The organism is Ruegeria sp. BC6 (assembly GCF_056539185.1).
This window is the reverse complement of the sequence record NZ_JBQFUM010000004.1, coordinates 135427-156762: the sequence shown is the minus strand read 5'-3', so window position 1 is coordinate 156762 and position 21336 is coordinate 135427. Positions and strand designations below refer to the sequence as shown.

The following is a 21336-nucleotide window of genomic DNA, read 5'->3' as shown; positions in this document are numbered from 1 at the left end:
GGAACTCTGCCGTTGAAATTTGTCGCGCGATAAGAAAAGGTAAAACAGCGACAAATTCAGAGCGGCGCGGGCCTGGCCCCGCGCCAGAGGCAAGGCATGGCACCCAGAAAAATCCGGAACATGGAGGAGTTTGCGGCGGTCAGCGGGATCTCGCGCCCGACGGTATCGAAATATTTCAACGATCCCGACAGCGTCCGACGGTCGACCCGCGAACGGATCGAGCAGGCGCTGGAGCGGTTCGACTATCGCCCCAACATCTTTGCCATGAACCAGAACCGCAAGCTGACCAAGAATGTCGGCATCGTGGTGCCCTATCTGGCCGACCCGTTCTTTGCCGAGATCGCCCGCAACATCGAAGAAAAATGCATCGAGGCCGGGTTCCGTCCGACGCTCTACAGCGCCTATGGCGACCCCGCGCAGGAGGCCGAGATCCTCGACAGCCTGCGCGCGCTGAAACCGGCAGGCGTGCTGCTGGCACCGCTGGGGCGCGATTCCGACCGATCGTTCATCGAGAAGTTCTGCAAGGACATCCCCACCATCCTGTTTGACAGCAACCTGGAGGGTATGGGCGCGGCCTTTGTCGGATCGGATAATGCCAGCTTCATCGAACAGACCGTCGATTACCTGTGCCGCAGCGGCGAGCCGCCCGCGTTCTTCGAGATGCGCCACCCCGCCAACCCCAACGCCAACAAACGTCGAATCGCCTATGTCAAGAAGATGGAGAGCCTGGGCTTTGAGCCGCAGGTGATAAAGGTCGACGGGCGCGGCTGGGGATTCGAGGAAATCGGCCGCGAGGGCGCATTCAAGCTGTTGGAGCAGCCCAGGCTGCCCTCGCGCACCATTCTGTGCAGCAACGACCGGCTGGCCATCGGGTTCCTGTCGGCCTGCTATGAAAAGGGCCTGCGGGTCGGGTTGGGCGACGACTGCGACCTGCGCGTCGCCTCGCATGACGACCATCCGTTTTCCAAGTTCACCTGCCCGTCGCTGACCACCGCTGCGCATGACTACAACGCGGTGTCGAATCGCTCCGTCGAGACGCTGACGCAACTGGTCGAATCCGGCGGGCGGCTGAGCGCGCGCACCGAAACCCTGTTTCCCGCGCGTCTGATACTGCGGAGTTCGGCCTGATTTTCGACATTTTTTTACGCGCGTAAAATTTTAGTTGACGCGCGCCAAATAATTCGTGATGCTTTCCTCCAGGTAATTCGACACCAGGGAGGAAAGAATGTACCTGAAATCTGTTCTATGGGCGGCCAGTGCCGCGGCCCTGACCGCCGGCGCCGCGTCGGCCGAGACGATCACGATCGCCACCGTCAACAACGGCGACATGATCCGGATGCAGAAATACACCGACAAATTCACCGAAGCGACCGGCCACGAGGTGGAATGGGTCACGCTGGAAGAGAACGTATTGCGCCAGCGTGTGACCACCGACATCTCGACCAAGGGCGGCCAGTTCGACATCATGACCATCGGCATGTACGAAACGCCGATCTGGGGCGCGAACGGCTGGCTTGTGCCGCTGGACGGAATGTCCGCGGAATATGACGTGGACGACATCCTGCCCGCGATGCGCGGCGGCCTCAGCCACGACGGCACGCTGTATGCGGCACCATTCTATGGCGAAAGCTCGATGATCATGTACCGCACCGACCTTATGGAGAAGGCCGGTCTGGAGATGCCCGAGGCGCCGACCTGGCAGTTCATCCGCGAAGCGGCGGCTGCGATGACGGACCGCGACAACGACATCAACGGCATCTGCCTGCGCGGCAAGGCCGGTTGGGGTGAGGGCGGCGCCTTCATCACCGTGACTGCGAACTCGTTCGGCGCGCGCTGGTTCGACGAAGACTGGAAACCCCAGTTCGATCAGCCCGAGTGGAAAGAGGCGCTGACCTTCTTCGTAGACATGATGAACGAATCCGGCCCCGCCGGGTATGCCACCAACGGCTTCAACGAAAACCTGTCGCTGTTCCAGCAGGGCAAATGCGGCATGTGGATCGACGCCACCGTTGCCGCATCTTTCGTGACCAACCCCGACGACTCGACTGTCGCCGATCAGGTTGGATTTGCTCTGGCGCCGAACTCGGAAGGCGTTGACAAGCGCGCCAACTGGCTGTGGGCCTGGGCCCTGGCCATTCCGGCCGGCACCCAGAAAGAGGACGCCGCCAAGCAGTTCATCGAATGGGCCACTTCGAAGGAATACATCGAACTGGTTGCCGAGAACGAGGGCTGGGCCAACGTTCCGCCGGGTGCGCGCACCTCGCTGTACGAGAACCCCAACTACAAGGACATCCCCTTCGCGCAGATGACGCTGAAGTCGATCCTTGCGGCCGATCCGGAAAACTGCTGCGTCAAGCCGACGCCGTATACCGGGATCCAGTTCGTCGCCATCCCCGAATTCGCGGGCATCGCCACCCAGGTGAGCCAGGAATTCTCGGCGGTCTATGCCGGACAGCAGTCAGTTGACGAAGCTCTGGCCAAGGCACAGGCCTTTACGGCCGAAGAAATGGAAGCCGCAGGGTACTGAGGCCTCCTCCCAGCGGGTGGGCAGATTTCTGTCCCCCGCTCTCCCCCTTCCACAACCCGTGTTAGTCTCGCAGGCAAGAAGCCGCCTGAACAGAGAGGTCTTGCGTCATGGCAACTCAACACTCCCGATCCGTCGCACGCCTGATGATGGCGCCCGCCGTGGTCCTGCTGCTGGGCTGGATGCTGGTTCCGCTGACGATGACTCTGTATTTTTCCTTCAAGAAATACCTGCCGCTGCGCGGCGGTGACCTGGGTTGGGTCGGGTTCGACAACTACGTCCGGTTCGTGACCTCGAGTTCCTTCTGGCCCGCCGTTCAGGCGACGCTGGTGATCGTGGGCGGTGTGCTGGCCATCACCGTGGTGCTGGGCATCCTGCTGGCGCTGCTGCTGGATCAGCCGATGTGGGGCCAGGGCGTGGTGCGCATTCTGGTGATCGCCCCGTTCTTCGTAATGCCCACCGTTTCGGCGCTGGTCTGGAAGAACATGTTCATGGATCCGGTCAACGGCCTGTTTGCCCATCTGTGGCGGTTCTTCGGGGCCGAGCCAATCTCGTGGCTGTCCGAGGCGTCGATGCCGTCGATCGTGATGATCGTGTCCTGGCAATGGCTGCCCTTTGCCACCCTGATCCTGCTGACCGCGATCCAGTCGCTGGACAGCGAACAGCTGGAGGCCGCCGAAATGGATGGCGCGCCACCGCTGAAACGCTTCTTTTTCATCATTCTGCCGCATCTGAGCCGGGCGATCACGATCGTCATCCTGATCCAGACGATCTTCCTGCTGTCGATCTTCGCCGAGATCTTCGTGACCACCGGCGGCGCCTTCGGCACCCGCACCCTGACCTATCTGATCTACCAGCGCGTGCTGGAAAGCCAGAATGTCGGGCTGGGCTCGGCCGGCGGAGTCTATGCCATCATCCTTGCCAACATCGTCGCCATCTTCCTGATGCGCATTGTCGGCAAAAACCTGGACGCGTGAGGAGGACGAAAACATGGCCCGCACCGTCACCACACCACGCAAGCTGATCAACACCGCCTTTGCCTGGGCTGTCGGCCTGCTGATCTTCTTCCCGATCCTCTGGACGATCCTGACCAGCTTCAAGACCGAGGCCCAGGCCATCGCCAGCCCGCCGATCTTTCTGAACTTCGACTGGACGCTGGAGAACTATGCCGTGGTCCAGGAGCGGTCGAACTACATGCGGTATCTGTGGAACTCGATCATCATCGCGGGCGGGTCCACCCTTCTGGGCGTGATCGTCGCGGTGCCCGCCGCCTGGGCCATGGCCTTCGTGCCCTCGGCGCGCACCAAGGATATCCTGTTGTGGATGCTGTCCACCAAGATGCTGCCGGCGGTGGGGGTTCTGTACCCGATCTACCTGTTGTTCATCCAACTGGGCCTGTTGGACAGCCGCGCCGGGCTGGTGGTGGTGCTGATGCTGATCAACCTGCCGATCATCGTCTGGATGCTGTACACCTATTTCCGTGAAATCCCCGGCGACATCCTGGAAGCCGCGCGCATGGACGGCGCCACGCTGAAAGAGGAAATCCTTTACATCCTGACGCCGATGGCGGTGCCGGGCATCGCCTCGACCGTGCTGCTGAATTTCATCCTGGCCTGGAACGAGGCGTTCTGGACCCTGAACCTAACCGCCGTCGACGCGGCCCCGCTGACCGCGTTCATCGCCAGCTATTCCAGCCCCGAGGGCCTGTTCTTCGCCAAGCTCAGCGCGGCATCGACCATGGCCATCGCCCCGATCCTGATCCTTGGGTGGTTCAGTCAGAAACAACTGGTCCGCGGCCTGACCTTCGGCGCCGTGAAGTAAGGAAAGACACATGGGACGCATCGTACTTGAGAAAGTCAGCAAGAGCTTTGGCGACGTGGAAGTCATTCCGCCGCTGGATCTGGAAATCAACGACGGCGAATTCGTGGTGTTCGTGGGCCCATCGGGCTGCGGAAAATCCACCCTGCTGCGCCTGATCGCGGGGCTAGAGGACGTCAGCGGCGGCCGCATCCTGATCGACGATCAGGACGCCACCGCGGTGCCGCCGGCCAAGCGGGGCCTGGCCATGGTGTTCCAGTCCTACGCACTTTATCCGCACATGACCGTGCGCAAGAACATCGCCTTTCCGCTGCGCATGGCCGGGCTGGACAAGGCCGAGCAGGACCGCCGCGTCGAACAGGCGGCCGAGGTTCTGAACCTGACCGACTATCTGGACCGCCGCCCCGGCCAGCTTTCGGGTGGCCAGCGCCAGCGGGTCGCCATCGGTCGCGCCATCGTGCGCGAACCGGCGGCCTTCCTGTTCGACGAGCCGCTGTCGAACCTGGACGCGGCGCTGCGCGTAGGCATGCGGCTGGAGATATCCGAGCTGCACAACCGGCTGGAAACCACGATGATCTACGTCACCCATGACCAGGTCGAGGCCATGACCATGGCCGACAAGATCGTGGTCCTTCAGGCAGGCGTGATCGAACAGGTGGGCTCGCCGCTCGAACTGTACCGCGCGCCGCGCAACAAGTTCGTGGCCGGCTTCATCGGCTCGCCCAAGATGAATTTCATCGAAGGCCCCGAGGCCGAAAAGCACGGCGCCCACACGATCGGCGTCCGCCCCGAGCACATTGCCGCCTCGCCCAACGAGGGCCTGTGGAAGGGCACGGTCGGGGTGTCCGAACATCTGGGCTCGGACACGTTCTTTCACGTCCATGTGGACGGCTTCGCCGAGCCGATGACCGTGCGCGCCGGCGGCGAGGTCGGCCTGCGCCACGGAGACACGATCCATCTGACGCCGGAGGAGGACAAGATCCACCGGTTCGACGCGGCAGGGCTGCGGATCGCATGAACCGGCTGGTTGGAAAACGGGCCCTGATCACCGGGGCGGCGCGGGGCATCGGGCTGGCCTTTGCCCAGGCCTATGCCGCCGAGGGCGCGCAGGTGGCGCTGGCCGACATCGACGTGCAGCAGGCGCGCAAGGCCGCGCGCGCGATCGGGCCGCAGGCGATTGCGGTCGAAATGGATGTTTCGCAGCAGGACAGCATCGAGGCGGGCGTGGCCGACGCCGCGGCGCGGATGGGCGGGGTCGACATCCTGATCAACAACGCCGCGATCTTCACCGCCGCCCCGATCGTGGAAATCACCCGCGCGGATTACCAGCGCGTGTTCGACATCAACGTTGCCGGCGCCCTGTTCACGATGCAGGCGGTCGCGCGCCACATGATCGAGCAGGGCACCGGCGGCAAGATCATCAACATGGCCAGCCAGGCCGGCCGCCGGGGCGAGCCACTCGTGGCGGTCTATTGCGCCAGCAAGGCGGCGGTGATCAGCCTGACGCAATCGGCCGGGCTGAACCTGATCAAACACGGGATCAACGTGAATGCCATCGCCCCCGGCGTGGTGGATGGCGAGCACTGGGACGGCGTCGATGCCTTCTTTGCCACATACGAAGGCAAGGCGCCGGGTCAGAAAAAGAAGGAAGTGGGCAAAGCGGTGCCCTTCGGCCGGATGGGCCGGGCCGAGGACCTGACCGGAATGGCGGTCTTTCTGGCCTCGTCCGAGGCCGACTACATCGTGGCCCAGACATACAACGTGGATGGTGGAAATTGGATGAGCTGATGGTGGAGCGCCCCGCAGATACCCGACCGGTCCGGTTGTGTCAGGCCAATCTGGGCGCGTTGCCCAAAAGTGTTCTGCGGCCCGAGTACGATCGCGCCGCGCTGACGCCGGGGATCGTGCATATCGGGGTGGGCAATTTTCATCGCGCACATCAGGCCTGGTACCTGCACCGGCTGATGCAGCAGGGCGCGGCGCAGGATTGGGCCATCATCGGCGCCGGCGTGCGCGCTTATGACGCCGAGATGCGGCGCAAGCTGCTGGCGCAGGACTGTCTGACCACGCTGGTCGAGTTGACCGAGGGCCAGCGCCGTGCCGAGGTGACCGGCGCGATGATCGACTACCTGCCCCCGAAAGAAGACAACGGCCCGCTGATCGCGCAGCTGGCCGACCCGGCGATCCGCATCGTCTCGCTGACCGTGACCGAGGGCGGCTATTTCGTGCACCCTGTGACCAAGGGGCTGGACACCGACCACCCCGACATCCGCCACGATGCCGCCAACCCTGACCGTCCGCGCACCGCCTTCGGTGCCATCGTTGCGGGCCTGCGACGGCGGCGCGATACAGGCGTTGGTCCGTTGACCGGGCTGAGCTGCGACAACCTGATCGGCAACGGGCAGGTCCTGCGTCAGGCGGTGGTAGGGCTGGCGCGCCTGTCGGACCCGGATCTGGCCGACTGGATCGCCACGCAATGCACCTTTCCCAACTCGATGGTCGATTGCATCGTGCCCGCCACCGGCCCGACCGAACTGGAGCTGGTGCGCGCGCTGGGGATCGACGACGCCGCCCCCGTCACCCATGAAAGCTTTCGCCAATGGGTGATCGAGGATGCCTTTTGCGCCGGTCGCCCGGATTGGGACAAGGTCGGCGCCACATTTACCGACCGCGTTCATGACTATGAGGTCATGAAGCTGCGCATTCTGAACGCGGGCCACCAGGTTCTGGCCAATGTCGGCGAGATCCTGGACCTGAATACGATCGCAGACTGCATGGCCGATCCACTGGTTTCAGCATTCTTCCGAAAGGTTTTGGTCGAAGAAATCGCGCCTTTCGTGCGTCCGGTGCCCAATCAGTCGGTCGCGGACTACATAGCCTTGATCGAGGAGAGGTTCCGCAATCCAGCCATCGTCGACACCACGCGCCGCGTTGCTTTTGACGGATCCTCCCGGCATGTGGGATTTGTGCTTCCCACCGTCTATGATGCATTGGCCGCCAGCGCACCGATCAACGGGCTGGCCCTAGTCGAGGCGCTGTGGGCCCGCATGTGTGCCGGCACTCGCGAGGATGGAAGTATCATCGAACCCAACGATCCCAACTGGTCCGATCTTGTCTCCTCGGCCAACGCGGCCCGCGACAACCCGACCACCTGGCTTGAGCAGACCCAGTACTACCAGGACTTGGCGCAATCGGGCGCGTTTCGCGACGCGTTTGACCGTTGGCTCAGGGTGATCTGGGATCAGGGAGCGCGCCAGGCCCTGACGACGTATCTGGGCGACCAAACCTGACCGGTGCAGGATCTAGCAGTGTGCGGCTTTGCCCAGACCCTCTTCTGCATCGAACAGGGTTTCGGCAACCGAGGCCGCATCGTCCAGATGCCGTTCGACGGCTCGGCGCGCGGCGGAGGGGTCGCCGGACTGAATCGCAGAACAGATGGCTTCCATATGTTCGATCCCGGGGCGGTCGCGTTCTATTGCCGTCAAGGTCATCATCCGCAAACGGCTGATCCGACCGTTCAGGCGCTGGACCACATCCCAGGCCACATGATGCCCTGCCCCCTCGAAAATCTCTGAGTAGAAATCGGAAGTGGCGCGGAAGATCGAGCCCGGCGTCTTGTCCACGAAACCCTGCTTGAGCCGCTCCAGCGCCCTATGCAGGCTGCTGGCCCTGTCTGATGTGATATTGCGCGCGCAGTTCTCGGCGGCCGCGGTTTCCAGCATGCGGCGGATATCGTAGATCTGCCGTGCCTCGTCCCGTGTGATCGAAGCCACGATCGGCCCGCGCCCGGGCAGAATTTCGACCAGTCCTTCGGCCTCGAGATAGCGGATCGTTTCCCGGATGACTGTCCTGCTGACACCAAGCTGATCACATAGCGGACGTTCCACCAGCCGTTCTCCGGGCTGGAAAACACCTTCGATGATGGCCTCGCGCATGCGCTCTTGCACCATGTCGCGCAGGGTTGCCGGGGGATGATCGATCTTGGTCAGTCTTGGCGTTGTCATGGATGGGAATCTACCGGTCGCGCGTTGCCTCAGCAAGGTATGATTGACATCCTGTCTTATGGTATACCATCATGCCGGAAACGGAATCACAGGACCTTTGCGATGCCCGCCACCATCCGTAAAACACTGCTGCATGTCGAAAACACGCTGATTGAAGGTGGCAAAGCCGCCGAGCGCCCTTTGACCTTGATCGCGGCGGTCGCCGTTGTGACCAACCCCTGGGCCGGCCGCGGCTTTGTCGAAGACCTGCGTCCAGAGATACACGATTGTGCTCCGGGGCTGGGCCAAATGCTGACCGAGATGATTCTCGAGGCGTCCGGCGGCGGTGATCGGGTTGAAGCCTATGGCAAAGCCGCCGTTGTCGGAGTGAATGGTGAGGTCGAGCACGGGTCGGCCCTGATCCATACCCTGAGGTTCGGAAATGCCTATCGCGAGGCGGTCGGCGCAAAATCCTACCTTGCCTTCACCAACACGCGCGGACCGGCGAATGCGGCCATGCAAATTCCCCTGATGGACAAGAATGATGGTGGGCGGCGCAGCCACTATCTGACCATCCACCTGCAGGTCGCAGACGCTCCGGCCCCGGATGAGATCATGATCGCTTTGGGTGCTTCGATCGGAGGGCGCCCGCATCACCGCATCGGGGATCGTTATCAGGATCTGAAGGATTTGGGACATGACGTCGACAATCCGGCAGCTGTCTGAACCTTTCGGACGCCTTGGCTTGCGCTTTGCCGCCCCCCCCGATGGCGAACCGCTGGTCCTGCTGCACGGGGTCGGTATGCAGTCGGAGGCCTGGGCGCCGCAGATCGATGCCTTGTCCGACTTGCACGCGGTCTACGCGCTGGATCTGCCAGGGCATGGCCAGTCCGACCCGATCGCTGTGGGGGCGCAGCTACCAGCATTTGTGGAGTGGCTGCGGGCGGCGCTGGACGCTTTGAACCTAGATCGTGTGAACCTTGCCGGTCATTCGATGGGCGCACTGATTGCCGGCGGGTTTGCGGTCGAACATCCCGATCGGGTCCGGCGCGTCGCCTTGCTGAACGGAGTCTTTCGGCGGGACGATCAGGCCCGGGACTCTGTGCTGGCGCGCGCCGGCTTGATCAGCGCCGGAACCTTTGATCTGGAAACCCCGCTGCAACGTTGGTTCGCAAACAGTCCGGCCGACCGCGCCGCTCGGGACAGGGTCGCGGCATGGTTGGCCGCGGTCGACATAGACGGCTATGCGGCGGCCTACGATGCCTTTGCCCGGGGCGACATGGTCTACGCTGATCGCTACTCTCAGATCTCTTGCCCCTTGCTGGCGTTGACGGGTGCTGAGGATCCGAATTCCACACCCGACATGACCCGCGCCATCGCCGCGGCCGCCAAGGGGCAGGCGGTTGTCGTCGAGGGTCATCGGCACATGGTGAACCTCACTGATCCAAAGACTGTCAACGCGGCCCTTGTTCAATGGCTGAAGACCCCAACGCACGAAAGGTCGCCCACATGACCGATTTCGACCCTCGCGCCCTGCGCAGCGCGTTCGGAACCTTTCTCACCGGTGTCACGGTGGTCACGACCCATGACGAATCCGGCCGACCGATCGGCTTTACCGCCAATTCTTTTTCCTCGGTTTCGCTGGACCCTCCGCTGATCTCGGTCTGTCTTGCCAATACATCCAGCAATTTCAACACATTCTCTGAAGCCACCGGATTCGCCGTCAACATCCTGTCGGAGGATCAGATCAGTGTTTCGAACACCTTCGCACGCCCTTCACAGGACCGGTTTGCCGGTGTCGATTGGAAGCCAGGACCCAACGGCGCACCAATCCTTGACGGGGTTTCAGCCTGGTTTGACTGCTCGGTTTTCAAGACGGTCGAAGCCGGCGACCACCTGATCCTGATCGGTCGGGTCGAGGCCTTCGACCACTCGATCGCACCTGGCCTGGGTTATGCCCGCGGCGCCTACGTGACGCCTGCCGCCGAAGCCCGGGCGCTGAACCGTCGCGCGGGCGTCGTGGTTTCCGCGTTGATCGAGCGGGACGGCCAGATCCTTCTGCTGGACGATGGCAACGGCGGCCTGACCATTCCGGCAACCGAGGACATGGCGAACGGCGCCGATACTGCAATGGCCCAGTTGATCGCGGGATGTGGGATCAAGGCAGAACCGGGCTTTATCTATTCGGTCTACCAGGACAAGTCGCGACGACAGCATATCTCGTTCCTTTGCCAAGCCGAGGACGGCACTCCAGCCAACGGGGCTTTTACGCAGATCGTCGAGTCGACGCTGATGGATGTCGCGGACCCGGCGATCTGTACGATGCTGGAACGTTTCGCCCGGGAAAGCCGTTTGGGCAATTTCGGCATATACTACGGAGATGAAACCAGCGGACAGGTCAAACCGTTGGTTCGGGAGAGTTGAAATGAAGTTCTCGCTGTTTGCGCATATGGAGCGGATTTCGCCAGAGCAGGACCAGAAGCAGTTGTATGACGAGTTCATCCAACTGTGCAAAATCGCCGACGACGGCGGGATGCATGCCGTCTGGACGGGCGAGCACCACGGGATGAACTTTACAATCGCGCCCAACCCGTTTCTCAGCCTGATTGACGTGGCTCGGCATACCCGGAATGTCCGGCTGGGCACCGGCACCGTGATCGCGCCCTTCTGGCATCCGATCCGTTTGGCAGGCGAGGCCGCGATGACGGACATCATAACCGACGGTCGGCTGGATCTGGGCATTGCCCGCGGTGCCTACAGTTACGAATACGAACGTATGATGCCTGGCATGGATGCGTGGGAAGCCGGGCAGCGCATGCGCGAACTCATCCCTGCAGTGAAACAGCTTTGGCAGGGAGACTACGCCCATGACGGCGAATTCCACCAATTTCCCAAGACCACCTCGTCGCCCCTGCCCCTGCAACCTGGTGGGCCGCCCATCTGGGTGGCGGCACGCGACCCCAACAGCCACGAATTCGCCGTAAGCTCAGGGTGCAACGTACAGGTCACGCCATTGTGGAACGGCGACGACGAAGTCATCGACCTGATGGCCAAGTTCAATGCCGCCTGCGCAAAGTTTCCTGACATGCCGCGCCCCAAGATTATGTTGCTGCGCCACACTTACGTGGCCGAAGATCAGAACGACGTAAAACAGGCCGCCATCGAGTTGAACCGGTTCTACTGCTATTTCGGCGCATGGTTCATGAACAAGCGTGACGTTACCCAGGGGCTGATTGCCCCGCTGAGTGATGCCGATATCGCCGAGCATCCGTTCTATTCGCCCCAGAACATGGAGCGGGACCTTGTCATCGGAACAGCCGATACCGTGATCGACCGGCTTCGGAGATGCGAGGAACTGGGGTATGACGAGTATTCATTCTGGATCGACTCCAGCATGCCGTTTGAACGCAAAAAGGCCTCGTTGGAGCGTTTCATCAAGGATGTGATGCCGGCCTTTCAATAGGGGAATTCTGGATGCAACGGTTTCAGAACTATATCGGCGGCACTTTCCGCGATGGCGACACCTGGTTCGAAAGTGTCGACCCATCCACAGGTGAGGCTTGGGCGCAGATGCCCGCCGCCAGCCCAGCTGATGTGGACCAGGCCGTGATGGCAGCGGACCAGGCTTTCAGATCCCCGGAATGGGCGTCACTGACCGCAACTGCGCGGGGCAAGCTGCTATACCGGTTGGCAGATCTGATTGCTGAAAACGCACCGAGACTGGCCGAGCTGGAAACCCGCGACACTGGAAAAATCATCCGCGAAACCTCGGCGCAGATTGCCTATGTCGCGGATTACTATCGTTACTACGCGGGCCTCGCGGACAAGATCGAAGGCGCCCATTTGCCCATCGACAAGCCAGATATGGAAGTTTGGCTGCGGCGAGAACCCGTGGGGGTTGTCGCGGCGATCGTGCCCTGGAACTCACAATTGTTCCTGTCGGCGGTCAAGATCGGCCCGGCCCTAGCGGCCGGTTGCACAGTGGTGCTGAAGGCCTCGGAAGTGGCCCCTGCCCCAATGCTGGAGTTCGCGCGGATCTTTCACAAGGCCGGGTTTCCCGAAGGCGTTCTGAATGTTCTGACGGGTGGGCCCGATGTCGGCGCTGCCTTGACCCGGCACGAAAGAATTGCCCATGTCGCCTTTACCGGCGGGCCGGAAACGGCTCGGCATATCGTGCGAAACTCGGCCGAGAATCTGGCGTCTACCTCTTTGGAGCTGGGTGGAAAGTCGCCCTTTATCGTGTTCGAGGATGCGGATCTGGACAGTGCGGTCAACGCTCAGGTTTCCGGAATTTTCGCGGCGTCGGGTCAAAGCTGCGTTGCCGGGTCGCGGCTTGTGGTTCAGGCATCGATCAAGGACGCGGTCCTGGACCGTCTGCGGCAAAAGGCCGAAGCGGTCGTGATCGGCGCACCGGATGATATGGCGACCGAAGTCGGGCCCCTGTGCACGCAGCGGCAGCAGAAATGGGCCGCCGAACTTGTCACCCGGTCGCAGGCCCAAGGCGCGCAATTGATTACTGGCGGCCAGCCACTTGATCGCGCGGGATTCTACTTTCCACCGACCATTCTGGATTGCAGTCGGGCGCGCGATGCTGATTGCTTGACGCACGAATTCTTCGGCCCCGTCCTGTCGGTCGTTTCCTTCGAAACAGAGGATGAGGCCATCGCGATCGCAAACGATACCCGGTTTGGCCTGGCCTCGGGCGTGTTCACGCAAAACCTCACGCGGGCCCATCGGATGGTTCGGTCAATCCGAGCCGGCATTGTCTGGGTCAACACCTACCGCGCAGTCAGTCCGATCGCTCCGTTTGGGGGGCATGGATTGTCGGGGCATGGGCGCGAGGGCGGGCTGCAGGCTGCATTGGACTACACCAAAATCAAGTCCGTTTGGCTGCGCACCAGCGACGACCCTATTCCTGATCCTTTTGTCATGCGCTGACCCGCCGGCCACCTCCAAATGTGGAAAATTCGGCAGGAAACTCAGAGACCACGAAACATATCGGCTTGGCAGTAGCTTGCCCACCGTTAAACACTGCGCATCCCGGTTGCAGCGTAAACGAGTTGCAAAACAAGGGTTCAGATTCCACAAGCCGATTTCGAATTGTGCGTGAGATTCACCGCGCCCGAATTCACTTCGCTCTGCCCGATGAAGGGACAGGCTGGCTTGTCAGGTCGAAGTCGCTGAAACTGTTTCTGGGATCGCTCCGAAACCACGGCTCCTTCCAAGAGAACTGCACCGTTTCCATTGCCCGGCGCCGGGTCAGGTTTCCGACGCATCGATGGTTGCGGATTGGAGGGCACTGGTATCCACATTGCGGCATTCCGATCGACCTGTCCTGGCAAACAGGCGCCATGCCCGAAAATGTCTCGATCTCCGATCAGTGTGTGCCCGCCCGATCGCGGAAGGAGGTAATCTTTGGAAAACCCCGCGCCTTGATCAGTGGACAAATGTCGCGAGCGCAGGGTCTGCGGTTTGGTCAAACCTAAACAGAAGCAGCCTTACTTGGTGGCGCTCACATCTCCGGGGATGCACCCACGGGCGCAGAACCTCATGTCACTGGGCGCAACGGACCAAACGTCAACGTCATTCGGCGGCTTGTTCTTGAAGTCGATATCAAGGCAACTTGCGGCCTTCGGAGTGTAGTACTTGTTTCTGGGGTCGACATTGCCGAGTTGGTCAAACCCGGATATTAGACGCATATCCGGTCCCCATCTTTCGCCATGCAGTGTCAGATTGGAGTAATAAGCCATCAGCTTGATCGATTTACCCTGCGCGAACATCTTGTAGGTCATCTGGACCCCACCGATTGTCTTGTCGATCGGCCCCTGTTCCAACCCGGACCCAATCGAGATGACCCACCGGCGCTTGAGCGGGATGGAAATATCAACTCCGTCTTCACTGCATTCCAGCAATTTGTACGAAAAAATGTTCAGCACGGCGTTTGTTCTAATCGGGTTCGTGTGAAGCCTCAGAACGCTGTAAACCGGCTTGATGGTGGCACTTTGGATCGGAGCGCCGTTGACGACACAATTTTTCTGCAGCACCGCAAGTTCCGTCAGAACCATGTCCGAAAAGGACGACGCAAAACCGCCTTCCAGGGACTGCGCCATAAGCGCCGACATTCCGGGGGCCTCCAAAACCCGAGTGGAGTCTCCGTATTCACGGAAAAGTTCAACGGGATCCAAGGAATCCAACTGACGGTCAGCTGAAAACAGCAGGTTCTCAGGATCGTTTTCATTGACGACTTGATGATATTGAAAAGTAAACAACTCGGTGCCGCCTGAGTACTGCGGTATCCCATCTTCAAATTTTACGGTTCCGTCTTCGGACAAAATCTCCTGTGCTGTTGCTGGTGCGTGGATTGCAAGCGCCATCACTGCGCCAAGAATTGAAACGCCTAAAGCCTTAAGTCTGAACATGATTATCCCCAGTTTTTTGATCTAAAAATCGAAACAATGCCGTCAAACACTATCAAATTTTCGTATATGTTTCAATAATCGCGCCTTTCGGCAGTTCGGCTGAAGTTATGTCCAGACTAAAAACTTGGCACAAAAAGTGCGTCGACCGGGTGGCTCACTTCATTGCGACTTCTGACTGCGCATTGCGCAAGGCCGCCTCGACCCGGTCGGTGAACGGGAGCTGATACCGGACGCTCCAAGACTTCTCACCCGCTCGCACAAGTTCGATCACCTTCAAGCCTTCAGCAATCTCTTCAGCCATCAAGTGCGCGTCTGCGAGCAAGGTCTGAGCGTAGAGAACGATCTGAGTTGAACCTGTATCAACATAGGCGTCGATACCGGCCGAGATCTCGGCGATCCCCTCGGCAGGGTGACCTTCTGATGCCCGCGCCCAGCCGTGCAGGATGCGGCCCCAGGCATCCCAGTAGTGGAACTCCCGCTGCCCACTGATCTCGAGCGCGCGGTTGACCATATCCAGCAATGACCCTGTGTCGCCCAATATCTGATAGATGGTCGCCAGGATGTTCAGCCCGTAGCACCGGGTGAAATCGTGTGGTTCACGACTGATCCGCTCAGCCAGTTCCGCTAGCTCGGCGCGAAACGTTTCGCCGTCTCCGCTTTGCAGCACCACGGCCCAGCACCTCATCGCCTGATCAACCAAGTATATGTCTGCCTCGTGATAATTCAGCAGATCGTCCGGGCCGGTTGCCCCGCGCAACGCAATCGCACGGTCGAAAGCAGAAATGGCGACCTCCAGACGGCCAAGCATGAAGTTGCTCATGCCGATATTGTGCGCCGCGAGCGCCTCCATCGTCGGGTTTTCCGCGCGCCGTGCGACCTCCTCCAGGTAATCACACAAAGCCAACGCGCCCCTCGGATCGCCCAGAGTCAACTGAGCACCGAACTGCACATGCACGGCCAGAAACGCATCCGTCACACTGGCGGAGGAACGGTCAAGCAGGTGGCGGAACCGGTCCAGATTGGCCAAAACCTCTTTCGACCCGAACGCCCTGGTACTGAGGGCCACGTTCAGCATCTTGCGCAGCGAAATCTCTTCTCGATCCCGTTCGGGGCTTGGGGTGATTTTGTCGTTCTCGGTCAAGGCTTCATTGAGATGGTGGATGGTTTCTTCGTTGGCAAATCGCTCGCCCGAGATGACTGCCGCCCGGCGCCACGCGTCCCGGGCCTGTTTGGGCATGTCCGCGCGGGCATAGTGCTGGGCCAGCAATTCAGGGTTCTGACCCACAAGGTCACTGAACGAAGTGTCGAGGACCTCGGCGATCCGGGTGTGCACCGCCCGCGCCCGACTGGGCAACATCAGGTCATAGGCTGCGTCCCGTATCAAAGCGTGGCGGAACGCATAGGCGCCTCCCATATTGACCCCGCGCCGCACCAATATTTGCGCTTCGACCAACTCGTCCAACATGCGCAGGGTTGCCTCGTACGATTGACCGCTGACCGAACTGACCATCGCAGGCAGGATGTTGCGGTCAATGGCGGCGCAGACCGGCACGATATCGCGGGCCGTGCTCAGCCGGTCGAACATGGCCCAGAACAGTTCCTTGAGTGTCGATGGCAGTGCCTGTTGCATCTGCATTGCGGACGCGTCCGTCTGGTCGAAGAACCCGTCCTGGATCATTCGTGCCATCTCTTCCGCAAACAGAGGGACGCCATCCGTCCTGTTCGCGATCCGGTCTTTCATGGTCTGTGTCACTTGCTTGGACTGCAAAAGCGCATCCAGCATCTGGTGGACGTGGTCCCGGTCGAGGCGGGAAATCGTCAGCGGGACGACACCCTCCCGGCCTTCCCACGGTGGATGGTAGGACGGGCGGAACGTGCACATGATCATGACGGGCATGGACCTGAAGCGCTCGATCAACAAAGCGATGATTTCCTCAGTCGAGGGATCGATCCAATGCAGGTCTTCAAACAGCAACAGAACCGGTCGATGCCGCGCCAGCGCAGCAACGGTCTGCACCAAGGCCTCCTGAAACTGCTGCTTGAGCCGGTCAAAGGGCAGTTTCAGCAGGTTTTCCTCGGCCTCCACCGGCAACGACATGGCATAGGCAAACAAAGGAAGATAGTTTTCCGGAACCTCCGACCATTCCTGAAACAGTTGCCTGAGTTTGCGCAGCTTCCGCTGGTCAGAGTCGGTTCTGCGGAAATCGGCCATGTGGCTGATCCAGCTGAGAACCGGGAAATGGGCACTTCGCTCGTGGTTGGGCGAGCATTGGAACCCAAGCCGCAGAAATTGTTGTTCCTCGAATCCGCGGGTCGATTCCTCGACAAGACGAGATTTTCCGATGCCGGCCTCACCGGACACCATAACCGCCTGCCCTTCCCCATTCAGTGCGGCCTGCCAATGCTTCTTGATCGTCGCGATCTCATCGACCCGGTTGACGAAGGGCGAGCCTTGAACCCCGGGACGCGCCTGAAACCGCAGCATCGGCTCTTCCGCACTCAGAACTTTCCAGATGCCGATCGGGTTCTCAAACCCCTTGAGGCTTTGCTTCCCCTTCCACTCGCAGCGAAAGTTGCTGCCGATCAGCAGCTTGGTGTGCTCGCTGATGGCGACCGTTCCAGGGTCCGCCAGTTCCTGGATACGGGCCGCCAAATTCGGCACCTCACCGACCACCAGACCTCCCAAAGTCGAGTGATTGTCGACCACGGCTTCCCCGGAAGAAATCCCGACCCGAACCCCGATGACCTCACCCTTGCCGTGTTTGATACGACCAATGGAGCCACAGATTTCCAGTCCGGCGGCAACGGCCCTTTCCGCATCGTTCTCTTCGACCGTCGGATAACCGAAATAAGCAACCACTCCATCTCCGATGAATTGGGCAATGTGCCCGTGGTGCCGGGTCACGACATCAAAACAAAGGGCTTGATAGTCGTGCAGAACGGAGCGGTACTCCTCAAGATCCAGATGACTGGACAATTCAGTCGATCCAACGAGATCGACAAAGACCAAAGTCAGATACCTGCGCTCGGGGACACCTTCCAATGCCGTGGGTTGAGGCGCGTGAGGCCCAATTTGCGATGACGTGAGAGCATTCTCGGAATGTGATACGCCACCTTGATCCGAGCGAAGCGCCTCGATCGCCCGCATCATGCGTTTGCGATCCCCGAGGTTCAGTCCAAGCTCGACCAGGTCATTTTCAGTGAGGGTTGCAAGAACATCCAATTCGATCGCGTTCGAGGCAAACACATCATGGTATTTCTCAAGGGAATACCTCTCCAACCACGCCCTGATGTCAGCCATCTTCAGTCCTCGGTCGAAATTACTTCAATGTGCTTTGCCTTTTGTCCAATCGGCGTCAGTCAGAGAGACCTGGTTTCTGACGAAGCTAAAATATGTCCGACCGTATGCCGGCCCTTATAGTCAGCGTGTTGCGTATTAATTGCCAATGCAAGGCGGAACGCCCGCATTGTTGCCCCAGCACGAACCTATCCCAAGTCGGAATTTGCGTCTACTGGCTGGCAAAATGCACCTTCGGGCCAAGCGGGATTCAATCAAGAACGCATCCAGCCAGAATTGGCCCAGCCGACGTTCACACTACCCAAGTTTCAGTCTGTCTCTCCGCTACTCATAGCGGTGGCGGTTCGGCGTCAAAATGGTCAAACGCCGGCGTATTGGAAACAAACCGAGCGTCCGTCATAATGATCATAATTATGCCTTTTTGCATACTACAGGGGAAGTGGCGGAAAGGTACCTGTTTACAGGAAGGTTTGGCCGGTGGAAGCACAGGCCAAACCAATGGTCAAAAATGGTCAGCCCAAATGCTCAACTAGCCGTTCCAACAACCGCGCGGCTTCGTCTACGCTCAGAGTCCGACCGCGAAGATGTATCCGCAATTCGCCCGCTGATACCTCTGCTCGCAATTCTCCGCCTTTGGGCAGCGTCTGAATAGGCAGCCGTTGAATCTGTTTCGGGCGGCCCCCACGCGGCTTTTCCTGAGTCGGTGCAGGCGCGTCTTTCAACGCAGCCTCTATCACGGTCAGTTCCGATTTCGGGTCCGTGGCCTCACCCCGGGACAAGGCCTCCCTCAGCTTGGCCTGCGCGCCATCCCGGATAGCCGCGGCAATCCTGAGACCTGCCTTTTCCGACAACGCAACCGGGTACTGCAGTAAGTCGCCCAAGGCCTCGTGAACCACCGCAAAGCTGCGGACCTTGGACCTTTTGGCCTTGGAGGCTGCGGCGAACAGAACATCCACGGCGGCTTCGGTCGACGGGAACACACCCTGCCCCACAGCGAGGACAGCGATGCGCCCACGTTCATACGGGCTGAGGTTTGATCGAAGTTCGTTCTCCTCGACCATCGAAACATACGCCCCCTGCCCTGCGCCAGCCTGGCGCACGAACGCGGGAATTTGGGCGAATTTCGGGCCACCGCCGGCCAAACGGCGGAAGGCGTCCAACCGGCGATAGCCCGATATCAGGCCATAGCCATCCTCGGTTTTGGTCACCTCGATCGGCGTCCGCAGCCCGTTGGAGCGCAGAGATTCCAGCAGTTCGGACATTGCCTCTTCGTCATCGACCATGCGGTCGCGCCGCAAGAAATCGGCATCGATCTGATCTATGGGCACCATCTCTGCGACCAGACCGGCGTCCTGGGCATCCCGCCAACGCGCAGCGTCGCCTTGGTCTTTTGCAAGGGTTGCACGGTCGGTCACTGCTGCCATGCCATTCAGCGTCGCGGCCTCGGCCGCGACCTGCGCGATTGGCGGAGTTGACGGGTTGGCCTCGAACGGACTGATCGAGGGTTTCGCGGCGAAACCAGCCTCGAGTTGTTCAAGCTCCGCCGCATCCGGCGCCGTCAGTCTTCTGCGTTTAGCCATCTGCCTGTCCTCCCATCTGGGCGTCGCGCCACCAACACCCGATCAGCACTTCTTTGAATTCCGCGTAAGTTCGATCGAAGGTCTCTCGCCCCCGGACATAGGTGTCGCGGTTAAAGTCACGGTAGTCCGCTTCGTAGATTCCGTTCACCTGTTCTCCGGCCTGCCCTACCAAAGCGGTGTAATCCTGCCGATAGGCGTTCATGAAATCACCGAAATACGCCTGTATCACGTTGGCCATGTCCGTCTGCTGACTGGCGTCGAACCGGGTGATGATCGCGCGCACGACATCCCATTCGAACTTGAGTTCGGGCAAGCCAGCTGCCCTTTGTGCCGCGTTCTCGCCATCCTCGATACTGGCGAACGTGGTGTAGAGCATGTCGAAGAAGCGCCCGGTGGAATCAAATTCCAGGAATGAAGCTCCGAGCGGCACCAGCAAAATATCCGCTGCGGCCAGCGCATTGATCGTTAGGTACCCAAGTGCAGGAGGAGTATCGAGGAACACGATGTCGTAATCATTCAATACGGCCTCGTCCTGCAAAAAGTTGGTGAGCCCGTCCCACAGCGGCCAACTGCGAAGGCCCATCCGCCAGACCGGGATCTGAAATTCAGCCCAATAGAGGTTCAGTTGAGCACCAATGAGATCAATGTTGGGCCAATGGGTCTTCTGGATAACATCTTGAGGTTGGGTTCTCAGTGCCTCTTGCAGAGTTTCATCCAATGGGATTTCGGGTTGACCGGCAGCGGCGCGGACCCTGTTCTCTTCCTGAACCGCGCGCGCATAGTCTTTTGCGATCAAGGGGAAGACTGTCTGCCATTCATCCGCGACGCGACCACCCAGGATCGACGTCATGGATCCCTGGCTATCAAGATCAATCACCAGCACTTTATAACCGTCCAACGCGGCCGACATTGCCAGATGAGCAGCGGTGGACGTCTTGCCCACGCCACCTTTGAAATTGGCAACGGCAACAACTTTTGCCGGCAGATTTTCCGGCCGGTAGGGCAGGTATTCCTTGGTGCTTACACCTTCGGCCGCGAAATGGCGCCTCAAGGTCAGAACTTCTTCGAGGGTGAACCATTTCGATCCTGCTTCGCCTTCGCCTTGCGGGAGGTCAGGATTTGCCTTGAGGACGCGGCGCAGGTGGGCCGGAGCCACCGGGATCAGGTATTTGGTAATCTCCCAAATCGAAAACCGGCGGAGGCGCTTTTCGCCATCGGGCGCATACCCGCGGCGGGCTAGATCTTCGCGCCCTTTGGCGCAGAAGGTTGCAGCTTTTGCGAATCGAGATGTCCCGATAGGATCGGGTAACTTTGATGCAGCCTTGGCCGGATCCAGGTTGAAGTACGGCGGTAGAGCAGGTTGTTTAGATTTTGTCACTGTCGATGCCTCGAATAATGTTCGCCTTTCCGGCGTATATCAGGAAATGTACCGAACATTTTCCTTCTGCGCTATCCTCGAAAGAGCAGTTTTCCACAGAAGAATGCCGAAGAGTTCGGTTTCGCGACGAAACCGGCATTTATTCTCAGAAAAGGGCACACCAAAGAGTTTATTTTCTTTAAGGGTTTTAGATTCTTTGACGACAGAAAACATAAATAAATCATATATTTGTGGTCGCATCGGCACCCGGATACAGGACCAATGGTTCCTGGCTTCGGGTTAAAAGGGACCTGTATACAGGATCAAAGGGTCCCGAATCCGGGGAGAAGGGCACCG

General features: G+C 60.0%; 17 protein-coding genes and 1 pseudogene. 13 read left to right on the top strand and 5 right to left on the bottom strand.

Features of this window, described 5'->3' with window-relative positions:
- Window positions 1-96 precede the first annotated feature (96 nt).
- The 7 genes from ACR0MM_RS13375 to ACR0MM_RS13345 all read left to right on the top strand — a co-directional run bounded on the left by ACR0MM_RS13375 (window position 97) and on the right by ACR0MM_RS13345 (window position 7632).
- Window positions 97-1128: a LacI family DNA-binding transcriptional regulator gene (locus ACR0MM_RS13375; protein WP_093963209.1), complete on the top strand. Its 1032-nt coding sequence runs from the start codon at window positions 97-99 to the stop codon at window positions 1126-1128.
- A 97-nt stretch (window positions 1129-1225) separates the two neighbouring features.
- Window positions 1226-2527: an ABC transporter substrate-binding protein gene (locus ACR0MM_RS13370; protein WP_480696672.1), complete on the top strand. Its 1302-nt coding sequence runs from the start codon at window positions 1226-1228 to the stop codon at window positions 2525-2527.
- A gap of 107 nt (window positions 2528-2634) precedes the next feature.
- Entirely contained in the window at window positions 2635-3501 is an 867-nt protein-coding gene (locus ACR0MM_RS13365) for a carbohydrate ABC transporter permease (protein ID WP_149775359.1), read from the top strand.
- A 13-nt stretch (window positions 3502-3514) separates the two neighbouring features.
- Window positions 3515-4345, top strand: coding sequence for a carbohydrate ABC transporter permease (locus tag ACR0MM_RS13360; protein ID WP_170341115.1), 831 nt, complete (start codon window positions 3515-3517; stop codon window positions 4343-4345).
- 10 nt (window positions 4346-4355) lie between these two features.
- Window positions 4356-5360 (top strand): ABC transporter ATP-binding protein, encoded by a 1005-nt coding sequence (locus ACR0MM_RS13355; protein ID WP_170589078.1) that lies wholly within the window; start codon window positions 4356-4358, stop codon window positions 5358-5360.
- Window positions 5357-6130: an L-iditol 2-dehydrogenase gene (locus ACR0MM_RS13350; RefSeq protein WP_480696670.1), complete on the top strand. Its 774-nt coding sequence runs from the start codon at window positions 5357-5359 to the stop codon at window positions 6128-6130. Before ACR0MM_RS13355 ends, ACR0MM_RS13350 begins: the two co-directional genes overlap by 4 nt.
- Entirely contained in the window at window positions 6130-7632 is a 1503-nt protein-coding gene (locus ACR0MM_RS13345; protein ID WP_480696668.1) for a mannitol dehydrogenase family protein, read from the top strand. The genes ACR0MM_RS13350 and ACR0MM_RS13345 overlap by 1 nt, the downstream gene beginning before the upstream one ends.
- 12 nt (window positions 7633-7644) lie before the next feature.
- Here ACR0MM_RS13345 and ACR0MM_RS13340 read toward each other — a convergent pair whose 3' ends face one another.
- Window positions 7645-8346 carry a GntR family transcriptional regulator gene (locus tag ACR0MM_RS13340; RefSeq protein ID WP_480696666.1) on the bottom strand — a complete coding sequence of 234 codons (702 nt, stop codon included), beginning with the start codon at window positions 8344-8346 and terminating at the stop codon, window positions 7645-7647.
- Window positions 8347-8448: 102 nt separating this feature from the next.
- Between ACR0MM_RS13340 and ACR0MM_RS13335 the strand changes: the two genes are divergently transcribed.
- The 6 genes and pseudogenes from ACR0MM_RS13335 to ACR0MM_RS13310 form a co-directional block, all read left to right on the top strand.
- Window positions 8449-9051, top strand: a complete 603-nt coding sequence (locus tag ACR0MM_RS13335; protein WP_480696664.1) for an amino acid synthesis family protein — start codon at window positions 8449-8451, stop codon at window positions 9049-9051.
- Entirely contained in the window at window positions 9023-9838 is an 816-nt protein-coding gene (locus ACR0MM_RS13330; protein WP_480696662.1) for an alpha/beta fold hydrolase, read from the top strand. Before ACR0MM_RS13335 ends, ACR0MM_RS13330 begins: the two co-directional genes overlap by 29 nt.
- Window positions 9835-10749 (top strand): flavin reductase family protein, encoded by a 915-nt coding sequence (locus ACR0MM_RS13325; RefSeq protein ID WP_480696660.1) that lies wholly within the window; start codon window positions 9835-9837, stop codon window positions 10747-10749. Before ACR0MM_RS13330 ends, ACR0MM_RS13325 begins: the two co-directional genes overlap by 4 nt.
- 1 nt (window position 10750) lies before the next feature.
- Window positions 10751-11788, top strand: a complete 1038-nt coding sequence (locus ACR0MM_RS13320) for an LLM class flavin-dependent oxidoreductase (RefSeq protein ID WP_170372682.1) — start codon at window positions 10751-10753, stop codon at window positions 11786-11788.
- An 11-nt stretch (window positions 11789-11799) separates the two neighbouring features.
- Complete coding sequence (locus ACR0MM_RS13315) at window positions 11800-13263, top strand: aldehyde dehydrogenase (RefSeq protein ID WP_480696658.1); 1464 nt, start codon at window positions 11800-11802, stop codon at window positions 13261-13263.
- Window positions 13264-13395: 132 nt separating this feature from the next.
- Window positions 13396-13715 (top strand): annotated as a pseudogene (locus ACR0MM_RS13310) (preQ(1) synthase); the annotation flags it as partial.
- A gap of 108 nt (window positions 13716-13823) precedes the next feature.
- On the opposite strand, the gene ACR0MM_RS13305 reads toward ACR0MM_RS13310, so the two are convergent.
- The 4 genes from ACR0MM_RS13305 to ACR0MM_RS13290 form a co-directional block, all read right to left on the bottom strand.
- Window positions 13824-14744: a hypothetical protein gene (locus ACR0MM_RS13305; RefSeq protein WP_480696656.1), complete on the bottom strand. Its 921-nt coding sequence runs from the start codon at window positions 14742-14744 to the stop codon at window positions 13824-13826.
- A gap of 154 nt (window positions 14745-14898) precedes the next feature.
- Window positions 14899-18045 carry an adenylate/guanylate cyclase domain-containing protein gene (locus ACR0MM_RS13300; protein WP_480696654.1) on the bottom strand — a complete coding sequence of 1049 codons (3147 nt, stop codon included), beginning with the start codon at window positions 18043-18045 and terminating at the stop codon, window positions 14899-14901.
- Window positions 18046-18554: 509 nt separating this feature from the next.
- Complete coding sequence (locus ACR0MM_RS13295) at window positions 18555-19622, bottom strand: ParB/RepB/Spo0J family partition protein (protein ID WP_480696652.1); 1068 nt, start codon at window positions 19620-19622, stop codon at window positions 18555-18557.
- The gene (locus ACR0MM_RS13290) at window positions 19615-21000 is read right to left on the bottom strand and encodes an AAA family ATPase (RefSeq protein ID WP_170341760.1); all 1386 of its coding nucleotides are present in this window, start codon (window positions 20998-21000) and stop codon (window positions 19615-19617) included. Before ACR0MM_RS13290 ends, ACR0MM_RS13295 begins: the two co-directional genes overlap by 8 nt.
- Between the last annotated feature and the right edge of the window lie 336 nt (window positions 21001-21336).